The organism is Stenotrophomonas beteli (genome assembly GCF_001431665.1).
Classification (GTDB): domain Bacteria; phylum Pseudomonadota; class Gammaproteobacteria; order Xanthomonadales; family Xanthomonadaceae; genus Stenotrophomonas; species Stenotrophomonas beteli.
This window is the reverse complement of sequence record NZ_LLXV01000061.1, coordinates 23161-38076: the sequence shown is the minus strand read 5'-3', so window position 1 is coordinate 38076 and position 14916 is coordinate 23161. Positions and strand designations below refer to the sequence as shown.

The 14916-nt window shown below is 67.4% G+C and carries 14 protein-coding genes and 4 tRNA genes; 11 read left to right on the top strand and 7 right to left on the bottom strand.

Annotation, left to right across the window (positions count from 1 at the left end):
- The 6 genes from ARC23_RS21130 to ARC23_RS16320 form a co-directional block, all read left to right on the top strand.
- Nucleotides 1-213: hypothetical protein (locus tag ARC23_RS21130; RefSeq protein ID WP_203226372.1), on the top strand; the 213-nt coding region annotated here is incomplete at its 5' end.
- Nucleotides 214-583: 370 nt separating this feature from the next.
- Entirely contained in the window at nucleotides 584-799 is a 216-nt protein-coding gene (locus ARC23_RS16335; RefSeq protein WP_005410085.1) for a hypothetical protein, read from the top strand.
- A gap of 207 nt (nucleotides 800-1006) precedes the next feature.
- Nucleotides 1007-3394 (top strand): Tex family protein, encoded by a 2388-nt coding sequence (locus ARC23_RS16330; RefSeq protein ID WP_057498170.1) that lies wholly within the window; start codon nucleotides 1007-1009, stop codon nucleotides 3392-3394.
- 208 nt (nucleotides 3395-3602) lie between these two features.
- Nucleotides 3603-5786: a PAS domain S-box protein gene (locus tag ARC23_RS16325; RefSeq protein ID WP_057498169.1), complete on the top strand. Its 2184-nt coding sequence runs from the start codon at nucleotides 3603-3605 to the stop codon at nucleotides 5784-5786.
- Complete coding sequence (locus ARC23_RS20875; protein ID WP_203226371.1) at nucleotides 5773-5946, top strand: hypothetical protein; 174 nt, start codon at nucleotides 5773-5775, stop codon at nucleotides 5944-5946. Before ARC23_RS16325 ends, ARC23_RS20875 begins: the two co-directional genes overlap by 14 nt.
- 76 nt (nucleotides 5947-6022) lie before the next feature.
- Complete coding sequence (locus tag ARC23_RS16320; RefSeq protein WP_057498168.1) at nucleotides 6023-6325, top strand: hypothetical protein; 303 nt, start codon at nucleotides 6023-6025, stop codon at nucleotides 6323-6325.
- A 123-nt stretch (nucleotides 6326-6448) separates the two neighbouring features.
- On the opposite strand, the gene ARC23_RS16315 is transcribed toward ARC23_RS16320, so the two are convergent.
- Nucleotides 6449-7549, bottom strand: a complete 1101-nt coding sequence (locus tag ARC23_RS16315) for a DUF5694 domain-containing protein (RefSeq protein WP_057498167.1) — start codon at nucleotides 7547-7549, stop codon at nucleotides 6449-6451.
- A gap of 38 nt (nucleotides 7550-7587) precedes the next feature.
- Here ARC23_RS16315 and ARC23_RS20870 point away from each other — a divergent pair, with 38 nt between their 5' ends.
- Complete coding sequence (locus tag ARC23_RS20870) at nucleotides 7588-7869, top strand: hypothetical protein (RefSeq protein ID WP_152985290.1); 282 nt, start codon at nucleotides 7588-7590, stop codon at nucleotides 7867-7869.
- 413 nt (nucleotides 7870-8282) lie between these two features.
- On the top strand, nucleotides 8283-10109 hold the full coding sequence (locus ARC23_RS16310; RefSeq protein ID WP_057498166.1) for a methyl-accepting chemotaxis protein: 1827 nt from the start codon (nucleotides 8283-8285) through the stop codon (nucleotides 10107-10109).
- On the opposite strand, the gene ARC23_RS16305 is transcribed toward ARC23_RS16310, so the two are convergent.
- Nucleotides 10106-11545 (bottom strand): GGDEF domain-containing protein, encoded by a 1440-nt coding sequence (locus ARC23_RS16305; RefSeq protein ID WP_057498165.1) that lies wholly within the window; start codon nucleotides 11543-11545, stop codon nucleotides 10106-10108. The genes ARC23_RS16310 and ARC23_RS16305 overlap by 4 nt on opposite strands.
- A 544-nt stretch (nucleotides 11546-12089) precedes the next feature.
- A tRNA-Leu gene (locus ARC23_RS16300) sits at nucleotides 12090-12175 on the bottom strand.
- A gap of 132 nt (nucleotides 12176-12307) precedes the next feature.
- On the opposite strand from ARC23_RS16300, the gene ARC23_RS16295 reads away from it, so the two are divergent.
- Entirely contained in the window at nucleotides 12308-12688 is a 381-nt protein-coding gene (locus ARC23_RS16295) for a response regulator (protein WP_057498164.1), read from the top strand.
- Nucleotides 12689-12757: 69 nt separating this feature from the next.
- Entirely contained in the window at nucleotides 12758-12955 is a 198-nt protein-coding gene (locus ARC23_RS16290) for a hypothetical protein (RefSeq protein WP_010484956.1), read from the top strand.
- Between the two features lie 45 nt (nucleotides 12956-13000).
- On the opposite strand, the gene ARC23_RS16285 is transcribed toward ARC23_RS16290, so the two are convergent.
- Nucleotides 13001-13957 (bottom strand): SOS response-associated peptidase family protein, encoded by a 957-nt coding sequence (locus tag ARC23_RS16285; protein ID WP_057498163.1) that lies wholly within the window; start codon nucleotides 13955-13957, stop codon nucleotides 13001-13003.
- A gap of 76 nt (nucleotides 13958-14033) precedes the next feature.
- On the opposite strand from ARC23_RS16285, the gene ARC23_RS16280 reads away from it, so the two are divergent.
- Entirely contained in the window at nucleotides 14034-14450 is a 417-nt protein-coding gene (locus tag ARC23_RS16280) for a GNAT family N-acetyltransferase (RefSeq protein WP_057498162.1), read from the top strand.
- Nucleotides 14451-14590: 140 nt separating this feature from the next.
- On the opposite strand, the gene ARC23_RS16275 is transcribed toward ARC23_RS16280, so the two are convergent.
- The 3 genes from ARC23_RS16275 to ARC23_RS16265 form a co-directional block, all read right to left on the bottom strand.
- Nucleotides 14591-14666 (bottom strand) — tRNA-Glu (locus ARC23_RS16275).
- Between the two features lie 46 nt (nucleotides 14667-14712).
- Nucleotides 14713-14788, bottom strand: a tRNA-Ala gene (locus ARC23_RS16270).
- Nucleotides 14789-14834: 46 nt separating this feature from the next.
- Nucleotides 14835-14910 (bottom strand) — tRNA-Glu (locus tag ARC23_RS16265).
- Between the last annotated feature and the right edge of the window lie 6 nt (nucleotides 14911-14916).

Genomic DNA, 14916 nt, shown 5'->3' with positions numbered 1-14916 from the left:
GCGAACCCACCCGCCCGGCCCCTGACAGTTTCCGTGCGCGTCCAGCCACGGAGAAGAAATAGAACAGCAGAAGCGGATCGCGCGCTGCGCTTGCTTGTGAGCCGAGCATGGCTTGGCTCTACAGGAAGCAATCAAGCGCCGGCCAAGCCGCTTTTGCTTTTGATCTTCATTTTTTTCTTCTCCGTGGGTGGCGCGACACCGAAATCTGTCTGAGGGCGGTCGGGTTGGGTTGGCGGGGGTGTCCGCGGCATGGATGCCGCGGCCAAGCCTCCAGGGAAGGATTCACGGCGTCCCCCGCCAACCCAACCCGACCGACCCACTCGCGGCTTTTGCTTTCAGCGGCACATCCAACCCCACCCACGAGGGGCTGCGCCGTTGGCGGGAATCCCCCACGGATTCGTTAGCCGGAAGTTAAAGATCCGTAAGCATTCTGCTGCGATCCCGCAGTCATCTGCATGCAACCGATCGTCATTAGGCTGCGTGACGTTCCAGTCAGGTTCGACGCGGTAAGCTCCCCCTCGATGGGCTCGCAGCATCGCTCGTCGAGTGCAGTACGCAGTAGCAATTTGGAGGAATACATCACATGGCAATTGTTCTCTATGTCGGTGGTAGCAAGGATGGCGAGAAGGGCGTGGTGCCCTACGGCTTCAGCAAATCCCGCGCCGACACCGCGCTGGGGCCGGAGTTCTACACCGAGCGGTTCATGGAACTGCAGGGTGTCGGCAAGGTCCGCCTGATGGCCCTGGAAGGCATGCGTGACGAGATCGTCATGCAGCGCGCCGCCCGCCACTACCGCTGACCCTCGCAACACGCGGCAGGGCGCGCCCACCATCGCGCGCCCGCGCCGGCATCCCAGCCCCGGGCCAGTCCGGGCCCTCTTTCTGCCAGGATGCCGGCGTCCCCACCGGCCGCGCTGCTGAACTCCGCCCTCTGTCAATGCCTTGTTCGGCTGCGCCGTCGGTTGCCAGAATGGGGTCTTCCCGTAACGCGGCACAGACCTGAAGCAATGCACGACGCCAAGAACGCCCAGAGCGCGCTCGCCCAGCAGATCGCCCAGACCATCGCCGACGAGATCGGTGCCCAGTCCGCCCAGGTGCGTGCCGCCGTCGGCCTGCTCGACGAGGGCGCCAGCGTTCCGTTCATCGCGCGCTACCGCAAGGAAGTGACCGGGGGCCTGGACGACACCCAGCTGCGCAACCTGGAAACCCGGCTGACCTACCTGCGCGAACTGGAGGACCGCCGTGCGGCGGTGCTGGCCAGCATCGGCGAGCAGGGCAAGCTCAGTGATGAACTGCGCAACGACATCCTGGCCGCCGATACCAAGAGCCGGCTGGAAGACCTGTACCTGCCGTACAAGCCCAAGCGCCGCACCCGCGCGCAGATCGCCCGCGAAGCCGGGCTCGAGCCGCTGGCCGACGGCCTGCTGGCCGACCCGACGCAGGACCCGCAGGTCTTCGCTGCCGGATTCGTCGACGCCGGCAAGGGCGTGGCCGACACCAAGGCCGCGCTGGAAGGCGCGCGTGCGATCCTGATGGAGCGCTGGGGCGAAGATGCCGCGCTGGTGGGTGAACTGCGTACCTGGCTGGGCGAGACCGGCGTGATCCGCGCGCGCGTGGCTGAGGGCAAGGAAGTCGAAGGCGCCAAGTACCGCGACTACTTCGAGCACGCCGAAGCGCTGGCGAAGATTCCCTCGCATCGCCTGCTGGCGCTGTTCCGCGCGCGGCGCGAAGAAATCCTGTTCCTCGAACTGGACCCGGGCAGCGATGCCGAGGCCGGCCACCAGTACGCCGAAGGACGCGTGGCGCGCAAGGCCGGCATCGCCGACCAGGGCCGTGCCGCCGACCGCTGGCTGCTGGATGCCTGCCGCCTGACCTGGCGCGCCAAACTGCACACCCATCTGCTCCTGGACCTGTTCAACCAGGCCCGCGAAAAGGCCGAAGCCGAAGCCATCGCGGTGTTCGGCGACAACCTGAAGGACCTGCTGCTGGCCGCGCCGGCCGGGCCGAAGACCGTGCTTGGCCTGGACCCGGGCATCCGCACCGGCTGCAAGATCGCCGTGGTCGATGCCACCGGCAAGCTGGTCGCCACCGACACCATCTACCCGCATGAGCCCCGGCGCCAGTGGGATCAGTCGCTGCAGACCATCAAGCAGCTGTGCGCCAGGCACAACGTGGAACTGATCGCGATCGGCAACGGCACCGCCAGCCGCGAAACCGACAAGCTGGCCGGCGAGGCGATCAAGGCGGTCGCCAATCCGAAGCTGCAGAAGGTGGTGGTCAGCGAGGCCGGCGCCTCGGTGTACTCGGCCTCCGAGTTCGCGGCCAGGGAATTCCCCGGCCTGGACGTCTCGCTGCGCGGTGCGGTTTCGATCGCCCGCCGCCTGCAGGATCCGCTGGCCGAACTGGTGAAGATCGAACCCAAGGCGATCGGCGTCGGCCAGTACCAGCACGATGTGGACCAGTACCGGCTGGCACGGGCGCTGGACGCGCGCGTGGAGGACTGCGTGAACGCCGTGGGTGTCTACGTGAACACCGCCTCGGCCGCGCTGCTGTCGCGCGTCTCCGGCCTGTCGGCCACGGTGGCCGAGAACATCGTGCGCCACCGTGACGACAACGGCCCGTTCAAGCGCCGCAAGGACCTGCTGAAAGTGCCGCGACTGGGCGAAAAGACCTTCGAGCAGTGCGCCGGCTTCCTGCGCATTGCCGACGGTGATGAGCCACTGGATGCTTCGGCGGTACACCCGGAAGCCTACCCGGTGGTGGAGCGCATCGTGGCCAGCACCGCGCGCCCGATCAAGGCGCTGATCGGCGATGGCAGCTTCCTGCGCGGACTCAAGGCTGAGCAGTTCACCGACGGCACCTTCGGCGTGCCGACCGTGCGCGACATCCTGAAGGAACTGGAGAAGCCGGGCCGCGACCCGCGTCCGGAGTTCAAGGCTGCACGCTTCGCCGAGGGCGTCGAGGACATCAAGGATCTGCGCGAAGGCATGGTGCTGGAGGGGGTGGTCAGCAACGTGGCTGCGTTCGGCGCTTTCGTCGATATCGGCGTGCACCAGGACGGCCTGATCCACATTTCGGCGCTGTCCGACACCTTCGTGAAGGACCCGCGCGACGTGGTCAAGGCCGGCGACATCGTCAAGGTGAAGGTGCTGGAGGTGGATGTACCGCGCAAGCGCATCGCCCTGACCCGGCGCCTGGACGACACCCCCGGCCAGGCCACCAGCCGTCCGGGCAGCCGCGAGGAACGTGGCCCGGGCCAGCCGCCACGCCGCGGTGCGGGGGCGCAGGGCGGCGGGCCCGGCCGCGGGCAGAGCACCGGCAACCGGAGCGGGCAGTCGGCGCCGCCGGCCAACAACGCCCTGGCCGAGGCGTTCGCGCGCGCCAAGCGCAGCTGAGGTTCGTGGCCCCCGTCACGCTTGATGTGTGGCGGGGCACTTGTCGGTTTTCCCCGTGATTGCGCACACTTGCGCAACAGGGGCGGCACTTGGCCACCCCGTTGTCGCTGGGGAGGGCCATGACGCCAGCACGACCCGTCGTCTTCATTGGCGGCTGCAGCGTTTCGCTGCGGCCCGTGCCTGCCTGCGCCTGCGAGGCGCCCTGTTGATGGCGGGCCAGGGCAACAACGGCAACGGCATGCTGGAGCGACGCCTGCACGAGCTGGCCGAGGAGCGTCGGCGGCTGGCGATGATCATCGACGGCACCGCTGCCGGTACCTGGGAATGGAACGTGCAGACCGGGCAGATGCGGGTCAACGCACGCTGGGCCGAAATCGTCGGCTATCGGCTGGACGAGCTGGAGCCGGTCTGCCAGAAGACCTTCCTGAAGCTGGTCCATCCCGATGACATCGCGTTGTCCGATGCGGCGCTGGAAGAGCATTTCGAAGGGCGCAGCGACAACTATGCCTGCCTGCTGCGCATGCGCCACCGCAATGGCCAATGGATCTGGATCCAGGACCGGGGGCGGGTGTTCGAATGGGACGGCCAGGGTCGGCCGCTGTGGATGGCCGGCGCGCATGCCGACGTGACCGAACTGCAGCAGGCCCGGCATGACGCGGCCGAGACCCGCCAGCGCCTGCAGGCCGTGGTCGATGCCTCCGACGAGGTGGCGGTGATCGCCACCGATACCGATGGCACCATCACCCTGTTCAACACCGGGGCAGAGCGGCTGCTGGGCTACAGCGCCTCTGAAGTGGTCGGCCAGCGCAGGCTCGATGCCTTCCACGACCCGCAGGAGCTCAGGGCCTGGCTGCAACCGCAGGCCGCTGCTGACGGCACGCTTCCGGGCGTGTTCGAAGCGCTCAGCGCGCGTGCCGACGGCCAGACGTATTCGCGGCAATGGACCCTGCTGCGCAAGGATGGCCAGTCGCGCCAGGTGCGGCTGTCGATCAGCCGCATGGACGGTGCTGACGGCATGCGCATCGGCTACGTCGGCATGGCCATCGATATCACCGAGATCCTGCAGGCACGCGCCGAAGCGCGCCTGTCGGCGGAGAAGTTCGCCGGCGCGTTCACTTCCGCGGCGCTGGGCATGGCACTGGTGTCGCTGGAAGGGCGCTGGCTGGACGTCAACGACGCGCTGTGCCGGATCCTCGGCTATCCGCGCGAGGAGCTGCTGCAGGTCGATTTCCAGCGCCTGACCCATGCCGATGACCTGCAGGCCGACCTGGCCCTGGTGCAGGACCTGCTGGCGGGCCGGCGCAGCCACTACCATCTGGAAAAGCGCTACCTGGACCGCGATGGCCGCACCATCTGGGCACGCCTGTCGGTCTCGCTGGTGCGCAACGAGCATGGCGAACCCCTGCATTTCGTGTCGCAGATCCAGGACATCACCGCCCAGCGCAGCAGCGAGCAGCGCCTGTTCGAGAGCGAGCAGCGCAGCCGCATCACCCTCGATGCGGTGGCCGACCTGGTGCTCAGTGTCAACCTCGATGGCCGCATCGACTACGCCAACGCGGCGGCGGTACGTACCCTGGCCGGCGATGGCGCCTTGTCGCTGGCCGGGCACAAGGTGCAGGACGTGCTGTCGCTGACCACCGAATATGCGCCTGGCTCGGTGCTGGACGTATCGGTGCTGCTGGACCCGGAAAGCAATGCCGTGGACCTGCATGCCGATCTGCTGCTGCGTCTGGGCAGCGCCACGGTGCCGGTGGATCTGACCCGCGCGTGGCTGCGTGACGATGAAGGCCATGTGCGCGGCGCGGTGTGGGTGCTGCGTGACGACACCCAGCAGCGCGCACGACAGCGCGAGGCCCGCCATCTGGCCGAGATCGACCCGCTGACCGAACTGAGCAACCGCCGCGGCTTCGAGGTGCACCTGCAGCAGGCGATCACCCGCGTTGAACGGACAGGGCAGGCCGCGTCGCTGATGTATATCGACCTGGACCGCTTCAAGCCGGTGAACGACACCTGGGGACACCTGGCCGGCGATGCCGTGTTGTGGGCGGTGGCCAGCGTGCTGCGGCACGGCGTGCGTGATTCGGACGTGGTGGCACGCCTGGGTGGCGATGAGTTTGCGGTGATCCTGTCCGGCTGCACGCCGCGCCGCGCCGCCCGCATCGGTGGCGAGCTGCTGCACACGCTGGCGTCACTGTCGATTCCCTGGGACCAGCACCGGCTGCGGGTCGGTGCCAGCATCGGCATTGCGCCGTTGGCCGGCGGCATGAGCGTGGACCAGGCGGTGGCTGCGGCCGATGCCCAGTGCTACCGGGCCAAGGCGATGGGCCGCAACAACGTGCAGGTGCAGGGCGAACTGTCCGACCTGCCGGGCGACGACGATGAGGCCGGCTGAACCGGCCTGCTTCAGTGGCGCCCATGTCGCGCGTAGGGACGTGGCCAGTGCACAGACCGATGCGCACCACACCCAGCTCGGCCTGCAGGACATCCAGGGCCGGCAGTTGCAGGCCAGCGCCGCGCTGATGGCAGCGCTGGGCGGCGGCGGGTCGCGATAGCCGTCGGAGGCGGTCTCAACCTGTGAGAGGGAGGGGCGGAACAATCGCCGCATCCTCCCGGACAAGAGCGCACAGGATGATCAACTGGAATCGGAATGCCGTCGCCGCCTACGCGCCGGCCATGGTGGGCTGGTGCCTGGCGCTGGCCAGCGGCCTGCGCCTGGAACAACTGCGCGACGATCGCCTGGCCCAGGCGATGCTGCCGCTGCTGCACGGCGGCGTGGTGGCGTCGCTGGTACTGACCCTGGCCTGCACGGTGGTGGCCAGCGTGCTGCTGTGGCGAGGTGGCCACCGCGATCGCGGCGCCATCGAGGCGGGAACTACAACGGCGCGGCATCCATCAGCAGGAACCGGCACGGCTCACGCTGGAAGGCGTTGATTGGGGCACCCCGCGCTGGAGGAGTTCGCCGGCGCAGTGGAGGTCGAATGCGGCGCGGTCGGGCCACCGTTCGATGAAAGCGAAGTGCCCTGGATCCTACTGGGCGACGAACCGTTGTCCCCCTTACTGCAATACTGCGTCCGCACTGACCAGCTGCACATCGTGCATCTGGTTGAGGTAGGCCTCGTAGTACCCCTTGTGCGAGGCGCCAACGATGGTCAGCATGCGGCTGCCGGGGTACTGGCCGAGCACGTCGCGCATGTTGGCCACCATGCGCAGGTTGCGGGTTTCCCAATAGCCGACATAGTTGCGGCCGAACCCTTCGGTGGACGGCTCGACCAGGGCGGCGCCAAAGTCGCTGCGGTAGACGGTCATTGCCGTTTCCGGAGCGTTGTAGTCGCGATAGAGCGCGAGCATTCCCCCGGGCTTGGCCAGATTGGCGTACAGGACCTTATCGGCGGCGAAGCGTGCCGTGGTCACCGGATTGTCCCAGGCCGCCTGCAGGGCCGCGCCATAGGCCTTCTCCTTGTCCTTTGCCGTGGGCGTATCGGCGGTGTGATCATCCACCGGCCACAGCCGCTCCAGGCCCAGGCGCGCGGCCAGTACGGCGGCGATCATGCCGGCCTCATCGCGGCGGGTCATGCGCTTGTCGAGGAACTGCACGAGTTCCGGGGTCAGGCTGTCGGCGGCGTGGCGCTCCTGCAGGGGCAGGCGCAGCCATTGCACCAGGGCCGATCCGTTTTCGCCTGCGGCCAGGCACACGGCGGCCAGCCGGCGGCGCTGTGCCGGCGTCGGCGTTTTCGGCCATTGCGCCAGCAGGCGCTCCATTTCGGCATTGGCGCTGGGTACGTCCAGTCCGGTGGCGGCCCGCGCCGGCGCCGGGTCGATGCAGTAGGTCTCCACGCTTTCGGCGTACCGGGCCGGGTTGCGCCGCATGAAATCGCACTGCAGGCCGGACAGGTTCTCCACGGCAATGGCGTTGGGCCGCCATGCCTGCAGGCGCTCGAGCAGAGGCTCCAGCAACGGCTGCAGAATGTCCGGCGTGAAGGTTTTCGGCAGGCCGGACAGATGCGGGCTGCCCAGCACCAGCACCTCGTTGGGACGGCCTGCGGGCGGCCCCTTCAGCTGGTCGGGGTGGAAGTCTGGCTGATAGGCGATATCGGCAGCGAACGTGCCGGTGCTGCAAAGGCCCAGGATCAGGAAGCTGGCCAGGCGTGGGAACATGCGATCTCCGTTTCAGTGGGCGTTCTGCAGTCCGCTGCATGCTGGCCACTTTCGTGTGCAGGGAGATCTCCCGTTGGTCATGCAAACCTTTTCTGCTTGAACTGCATCGGCGTTGCGGAGGCGATGGCCGCAACGCCGTGGCGGATCCGGTACGTGGCGTTCGAACCACCATCGCCGACGCAATCGACATCACGTTGGTGATCCGCCGGCACGAGGATGAGGCGTTTCCAGGCGTGGCGGGTCTGCATCGTACCGGTGATACGGAACCGGAACCGGGCATCGGGATCGCCAGCGATGCACGGCCAAGGCTACGGCCGTGAAGCCGTGGCTGAGGCGTGGATGTTCGCATCCCGGCGCCAGGCGCAATCCCCAGCGGCCTTCCGGTCGCACGTGAGCGAGCTGTGAAGTACGTCGCGGTTGTCTACCGCATTCCTGCAGCAGAACCGGAAGATGGGACCGGTGTCGCTTAATTCGGCTAAAGCCACCCGCAACAGCGCCGATATCCCCTCTGGATCCCGCTCCAGTCGCCCGCTGCAGGACCCCAGGCTGCCCCGGCGGGCGGCCCGCGCTGTGTGTTCCGCTGCCCGCAGATGCCGATCGCACCCGCACCAGATGTTCTTGCCAGCCGCTCGAGGTGTGCCATCCGGCACCTGTAGTCCTTAGCAACTGAAGTTGCCGCCGGGCATCCCGCCCGTCGGGTCGCAACCCTTTGTCGGACACCGAGGATCAGACAATGCTCATTCCAGGCTTCACGGCGGGCGCGCAGGCGCCGGCCGAGCTGCATACCCGTTGGTCGCCGTGGCGCGCGCTGCTGGGCGCGCTGGCACCCCGGCATCGTGCCAGCGCCGATCCGGCGGCCGATGGCCGTGCCGAGCTGGATGCCCAGGTCGCCGCGTTGCATCGCGTGCAGGCGGTGATCGAGTTTGCGCTCGACGGCACCATCCTGCAGGCCAATGACAATTTCCTGCAGGCGGTGGGCTACCGGCTGGAGGAGATCCAGGGCAAGCACCACTCGCTGTTTGTCGACCCCGAGCAGGCGCGCAGTGCCGAGTACCGCGACTTCTGGGCGCGGCTGGGGCGCGGCGAATTCGATGCCGGGCAGTACCGGCGGTTTGGCAAGGGCCAACGCGAAATCTGGATCCAGGCCTCGTACAACCCGGTACTGGACCGCCAGGGGCGCCCGTACAAGGTGGTCAAGTTCGCCACTGATATCACGGCGCAGAAGCTGCAGGCGGCCGATTCGGCAGGGCAGCTGGCCGCGATCGGCAAGTCGCAGGCGGTGATCGAGTTCAGCCTGGATGGGCGCATCCTGTCAGCCAACGACAACTTCCTGGCCACCACCGGCTACACCCTGGATGAAGTGCGCGGCCAACATCATTCGCTGTTCGTTGAACCCGAACTTCGCAGCAGCGCCGAGTACCGCCAGTTCTGGGAAAAGCTCGGGCGCGGCGAATACGATGCCGGCCAGTACCGGCGCCTCGGCAAGGGCGGGCGCGAAGTCTGGATCCAAGCCTCGTACAACCCGATCCTCGACCTCAGCGGCAAGCCGTTCAAGGTCGTCAAGTACGCCACCGACATCACCGCGCAGGTGCATGAAAACCAGGCCATGCAGCGTGCCGTGGCGCAGACCCGCGAAGTAGTGGCCGCGGCCAAGCAGGGCGATCTGACCCGGCGCGTGGCCACGGCCGGCACCCAGGGCCCGATCGGCGAACTGTGCGAGGGCGTGAATTCGCTGGTGGAGGCGATGGCCACGATCATCGGCCAGATCAAGCTCGCTGCCGACACCATTGCGGTGGCGGCGACCGAGATCGCGCAGGGCAACAGCGACCTGTCGCAGCGCACCGAGCAGCAGGCGGCCTCGCTGGAGGAAACCGCGGTGTCGATGAAGGGGTTGGCCGAGACCGTGCAGCGCACCGCCACCAACGCGCGCCAGGCCAGCCAATTGGCCGGTGGCGCCGCCGACGTGGCTGCGCGTGGTGGCAGCGTGGTGCATGAGGTGGTGGAGACGATGGCGGTGATCAATGCGTCCTCGCGGCGTATCGTCGACATCATCGGGGTGATCGACGGTATCGCCTTCCAGACCAACATCCTGGCGCTGAATGCCGCGGTGGAGGCGGCGCGTGCCGGTGAACATGGCCGTGGCTTCGCCGTGGTCGCCACCGAGATCCGCGAGCTGTCGCAGCGTTCGGCCAGCGCGGCCAAGGAGATCAAGCAGCTGATCGACGCGTCGGTTGCCAATGTGGGGGCCGGCACGGCGCAGGTCGAAAGCGCGGGCCGCACCATGGACGAAATCGTGACCAACGTGCGCCGGGTCAGTGAGCTGATGACCGACATCAGTACAGCCTCCCAGCAGCAGAGCGACGACATCCAGCAGATGAATCATGCGGTCGACCTGATCGATCAGGGCACCCAGCAGAATGCCGCGCTGGTGGAAGAGGCCTCGGCGGCGGCACGCAGCATGGAGGAGCAGTCGGCGCAGCTGCTGCAGACCGTCGCTGGTTTCCGCGTGCAGGGCAGTACCGCCCCTGCGCACGGGGCCACCGTCCTGCGCGCAGTCTAGGCACGGCGGTCGGAGCGTTCGTCGCCGCCGGCGGCCGTGGCCATACGCACGCAGTTGCGGCCGGCATGCTTGGCGCGATACAGGGCCTGGTCGGCGCGGTCGACCAGGTCACCCAGCGCGGCCTCGGTATCATGCGGCCGCCAGGCCACGCCGATGCTGATCGTCACGCTGTCGCTGGCGGCCGGCAGGCCAGCGGCTTCCACCGCAGCCCGCAGCCGCTCACCCACCTGCTGTGCGTGGCTGGCGTCGGGTGAGGGCAGGGCAGCGATGAATTCCTCGCCGCCGTAGCGGGCCAGCAGGTCGTCGCCACGCTGCAGGGTCCCCTCGAGGATCGCGGCAACCGCCCGCAGCCGTCGGTCGCCTTCCGGATGCCCGAAGGTGTCGTTGAGCCGTTTGAAGTGATCGATGTCGATCATCAGCACCGCCAGTCCCAGGCCCTGGCGGCGGGCACGGCGATGGGCGCTTGCCAGTGACTCATCGAAGTTGCGGCGGTTGCCCAGCCCGGTCAGGGGATCGCGCCGGGCCAGCAGTTCCAGCTCATCGCGCTGGCGCTGGATCTCGACCTGGGTCAGCACGCTGCGCAGGGCGTAACCAAGCATGGCGCCGATGAAGCCCACCGTAGCCAGGACCGGCTGCAGGCGGGCGACCAGCAGGGCCACCATCATCAGCAGCAGCGGCAGCATCAGCGGAACCCCGGCGTCGACGACGCGGCGCAGATCGTGCGGCACAGCCACCGCTGGCCAGCGTCGGGTGCTGCCGGCCATCACCGCCAGCAGCACGAACAGTCCGCTGATCAGCAGGTCGGCCCATCCTCCGTCGGGTGCCTGGGGCTGCACCTTGTTGATGTACAGTGCCAGCAGGAAGTAGCCCAGCGCGTAGATCGCAAGTGTCCGGAAGAAGTCGCGCCGGTCGGGATGGTCCTCGGCCAGGAAGCGGATCAGTGCGAAACAGAACACCAGGCTGTTCTGCACGTTGCTCATGGTGTGCAGGCAGTGCGTCCACAACGCGGTGTTCAGATGCGCCATTGCCCGCGTATGCACGAAGTACAGCAACCACAGCAGCGCGATGATCAGCAGGTCCACCGCACGGATCCAGCGGTTGCCGCCGCCCGGGCTGGCAGCCACGTAGGTCAGGGGGATCCGGTAGAACACGTACAGGATCAGCGATGAGGCGGTCATCTGCGCAGGGGTGAGTCCGGCCACGTTGCGATACAGCAGGGCCAGCAGGGCCAGCGCGAACAGGCCCACGGCAGCCCCCAGCGTCCGCCATTTGCAGGCTGCCTGGCGGCTGTCGCGTGCACGCCGCACGCAGGCCAGTGCAGCCAGCAGCGGGGCGGTGATCAGCATCAGGTAGGAGCCGACCGGGTCCTGGGGGCCGACAAAGGCAATGACGAGCGCGTGCGTAACCAGAAAAAACAGTGCCGCACGCAACGTCATGCATTCCCCCGCCCCCAGCTCTGGCTGGGATCACGATAGGCAGAAGCACGTGAGGCTTGCAAGAAAAGTGTGCACTGCGTCTATTCCAAAGCTTGCCGGAAGTCGCAGTTGTGTTTCAGCGTGGTGACGCGGAGCCTTCGACGCGGGCGTATATCCAGAGGTCACGGGGCTGTCGCCGTGCGTGGCCAGTCCCTGGCCCTGCCATCGCGGATCGGGGACATGGGTGAGTTCGCCGCGGCCATGCGACAGGTCGATTCCGTCCAGCCTCCAGTGCCCAGCGCTGGGCCGTTGCGGTGGGCAGGTCACTGGCGATCTGGCGCCGCGGTGCCCTTTCGGAAACGTTGCCCCAGCGGGTGTGCGCGGTCACGCCCGGCTGCGGGAGATGGCGGGACCAGGCGGCAACATCCTCCACGTGCAGTGGGCGCAGGCGTGCGGGAGGGTAGCGGCGAGCGTGGGCAGGGCGGGCGTTGGCATCGCCGCCCGTTTCGGCGCCCGGGCCCTGTAAATGCAAAAGGCCAGGTCGGGGACCTGGCCTTTGATGCAGTGGTGCCGGTGAAAGGACTCGAACCTTCATGGGGTCACCCCCGGCTGATTTTGAGTCAGCTGCGTATACCATTCCGCCACACCGGCAGGCAGCATGCGAGTGTAACCGAGGTCGGCACGGCTTTCATAGTGGGGAGGCCGATCAGGGCGCGTCCTGTCGGCTTCGGCCCAGTGGTGGCTATACTGCGGCGGCTTGAATGCCTCCAGGAGCGGTACCGGATGACAGTGTTGCAGGACCTGAGGGTGCTGGTGGTCGAGAACGACGAGATGAGTGCCGCACTGCTGCAGATGCAGCTGGTGCACGCTGGCGCGACCGTTGTCGGCTTGGCGGCGAGCGTGGACGAGGCGCTGCGCCTGTTGAAGGAAAGCGCTCCAGACGTGGCGCTGCTCGATTACCGCTTGGCTCGCAATGAGACCAGCGAGCCGGTGGCGGCAGCGCTGTCGGCACGTGGCGTACCGTTCGTGCTGGCGACCGGGATGTCCGCCGAGCAGCTGCCGGCGGCGATGCTGACCGGCGTGCTGCTGGTCAAGCCCTACCTGTCGGCGGAACTGTGCCAGGCGCTGGTGCGCGCCGTAGGCCGCTCCCGGGCCGAGGCCTGACTGGCTCGGGCGCAGACCACGGGCGTATGCTGCGCTGGCCTGAATGCTCAGGCCTACAAGGAGAGTGGCATGAAGAAGTGGATCAAGCGCATGGTTGCTGCGGGTGTCCTTTCGATGGCGGTCTTCGGTGGTACGGCCTCTGCCGCATGGTGCGGCCAGCCCTGTTTCCAGCTCTACAAGAGCTGCATCGCGCGCGGCGGCGAGGTCGAACAATGCCTGCAGGAACAGGCCTTCTGCGAAGAGGCGATGTGCGGCGGCAATCCCTGATCCATGAACCCCGCCCAGGCGGGGTTTTTCAATTGCGCGCAGCCTTCAGGCGACTTCTTCATGCACGTAGCGAAGGTCCTCGCGGTCGTCGAGGATCCGGTACTGCCGCGCCAGGTCGTCCGGATCGGGATTGAGCCAGGCATCGAGGTGTTCCCTGCGGATGGGAATGACGCCGCGGTCGTGGCCCGCAGCGGCAACGTCGTGCGGAGGCGTGTCGGTGATCGTGGCAAATGACAGCAGGCGTCCCTCCGGGCCGTCCCATTCCGCCCACAGGCAGGCCAGCAGCAGGTCGCGCGGCGGATCGGGACGGAACTCCAGCACCACATCCTGCTCCTTCTCGTCCGTGCCCAGGGGGCGCCCGGCAATCGCGTGCCGGGGCACGTGCTCATAGAACGCGCTGACCACCACGACACCGTGGCGCAGGCCGAAGGCGCCGCGCCAGTAGCCCTCCAGGCTGTCGCGGCGGGCGTTGTAGGTGCCGGGATAGAGCACGTCGTTGCGCGCTGGCTTGTCCGGCAACCGGCATTGATAGCGCATCGGCTTGATCACCCGCTGGCCGTTTTCGCTGACCATCACCGGTGCGTAGGTGCCGGGAAAGATGCGGTTGTCGCGCGGCAGCAACTGCACCCGATGCAGATCCTCCAGGCGGGCCTGCGCGCGTTCAATGCGATTGCCGGCCACGCGCAGGTCGTTGCGCGCCTTCTGGGTGGGGCGCGTGGCAAGGGCGGCATGGGCGATGTCGCGTCGCTCGCGTTGGCGGGCCAGTTCCGCTTCCAGATCCTGGCGTTCCTGCGCATGCCACTGCTGGATTTTCGCGACGATGTCGCGGCCCTGCTCGGTGCGCGCACCGGCGAAGCCGTCATCCATGGCCTTGGGGGTCTTCGGTCGCTTCTTGCCTGGATCGTGCGCGTACAGCTCGGCAAACTCCTCCAGCGAGAGGATGGCACCGAATTCACGTACCAGCTTGGCGTAGTCGGCGCGGATCAGGGCGGAATAGCACATGGGGACTCTGCCGGCGTAGGTCGCAGCGGCTGCGACGCGGATGCGGCAGGATAGCCTGACCCTTTGGAGAGAGTGCATGAACGATCCTGTCGCCTGCCAGTTCCGCGAGGCCGTGCCAACGGTCGAAGATTACTGCCAGCTGCGTGTGCTTGCCGGGCTCAGCGCCAAGAGCCGCGAAGCGGCCGAACGTGCGCTGCCCAATACCCTGTTCGGTGTGTGTGCCTATCAAGGGGCTGAACTGGTGGCGATGGGGCGCATCGTCGGCGATGGGGGCTGCCACCTGCAGGTCTGCGACATCGCCGTGTTGCCGCGCCTGCAGGGGCAGGGCCTGGGCAAGGAGGTGATGCGCCGCCTGGATGGCTGGATGCGGGCAAACCTGCCGCCGTCGGCATATGTCAGCCTTCTGGCCGACGGTGAAGCGCACCGGCTGTATGCGCAGTTTGGCTTTGCGCCGACCGCGCCGGCCTCGATCGGGATGTATCGCCGGTTCTGAGGGGCGCTGGCGATGAGGGCATCCACGCATGGCGTGGATCTGCCCGGGTCCCGCCATGGATCCACGCGCTGCGTGGGCAGGGCCTTCCGGAGAATCGCAGGCAAAGAAAAACCCCGGCCGAAACCGGGGTTTTCAAGAATTGGCGTCCCCACGGGGATTCGAACCCCGGTCGCCACCGTGAAAGGGTGATGTCCTAGGCCTCTAGACGATGGGGACGCACGAAAACTTCAAGTTGTAGAACTTCGACGGCCTAATGCCGAAGTGGTGGAGCCAAGCGGGATCGAACCGCTGACCTCCTGCATGCCATGCAGGCGCTCTCCCAGCTGAGCTATGGCCCCGATGAAACTCCGGATGATCTGCCGGGAGCAGAGTCCGTTTTGAAACTGGCGTCCCCACGGGGATTCGAACCCCGGTCGCCACCGTGAAAGGGTGATGTCCTAGGCCTCTAGACGATGGGGACGCACGA

Coding starts and splice junctions, on each gene's coding strand:
- ARC23_RS16280 (WP_057498162.1), top strand. CDS start 14,034: ATGAACGATCCTGTCGCCTGCCAGTTCCGCGAGGCCGTGCCAACGGTC.
- ARC23_RS16320 (WP_057498168.1), top strand. CDS start 6,023: ATGATCAACTGGAATCGGAATGCCGTCGCCGCCTACGCGCCGGCCATG.
- ARC23_RS16295 (WP_057498164.1), top strand. CDS start 12,308: ATGACAGTGTTGCAGGACCTGAGGGTGCTGGTGGTCGAGAACGACGAG.
- ARC23_RS16290 (WP_010484956.1), top strand. CDS start 12,758: ATGAAGAAGTGGATCAAGCGCATGGTTGCTGCGGGTGTCCTTTCGATG.
- ARC23_RS16305 (WP_057498165.1), bottom strand. CDS start 11,545: ATGACGTTGCGTGCGGCACTGTTTTTTCTGGTTACGCACGCGCTCGTC.
- ARC23_RS16315 (WP_057498167.1), bottom strand. CDS start 7,549: ATGTTCCCACGCCTGGCCAGCTTCCTGATCCTGGGCCTTTGCAGCACC.
- ARC23_RS16325 (WP_057498169.1), top strand. CDS start 3,603: ATGGCGGGCCAGGGCAACAACGGCAACGGCATGCTGGAGCGACGCCTG.
- ARC23_RS16335 (WP_005410085.1), top strand. CDS start 584: ATGGCAATTGTTCTCTATGTCGGTGGTAGCAAGGATGGCGAGAAGGGC.
- ARC23_RS16330 (WP_057498170.1), top strand. CDS start 1,007: ATGCACGACGCCAAGAACGCCCAGAGCGCGCTCGCCCAGCAGATCGCC.
- ARC23_RS16310 (WP_057498166.1), top strand. CDS start 8,283: ATGCTCATTCCAGGCTTCACGGCGGGCGCGCAGGCGCCGGCCGAGCTG.
- ARC23_RS16285 (WP_057498163.1), bottom strand. CDS start 13,957: ATGTGCTATTCCGCCCTGATCCGCGCCGACTACGCCAAGCTGGTACGT.
- ARC23_RS20875 (WP_203226371.1), top strand. CDS start 5,773: ATGAGGCCGGCTGAACCGGCCTGCTTCAGTGGCGCCCATGTCGCGCGT.
- ARC23_RS20870 (WP_152985290.1), top strand. CDS start 7,588: ATGCTGGCCACTTTCGTGTGCAGGGAGATCTCCCGTTGGTCATGCAAA.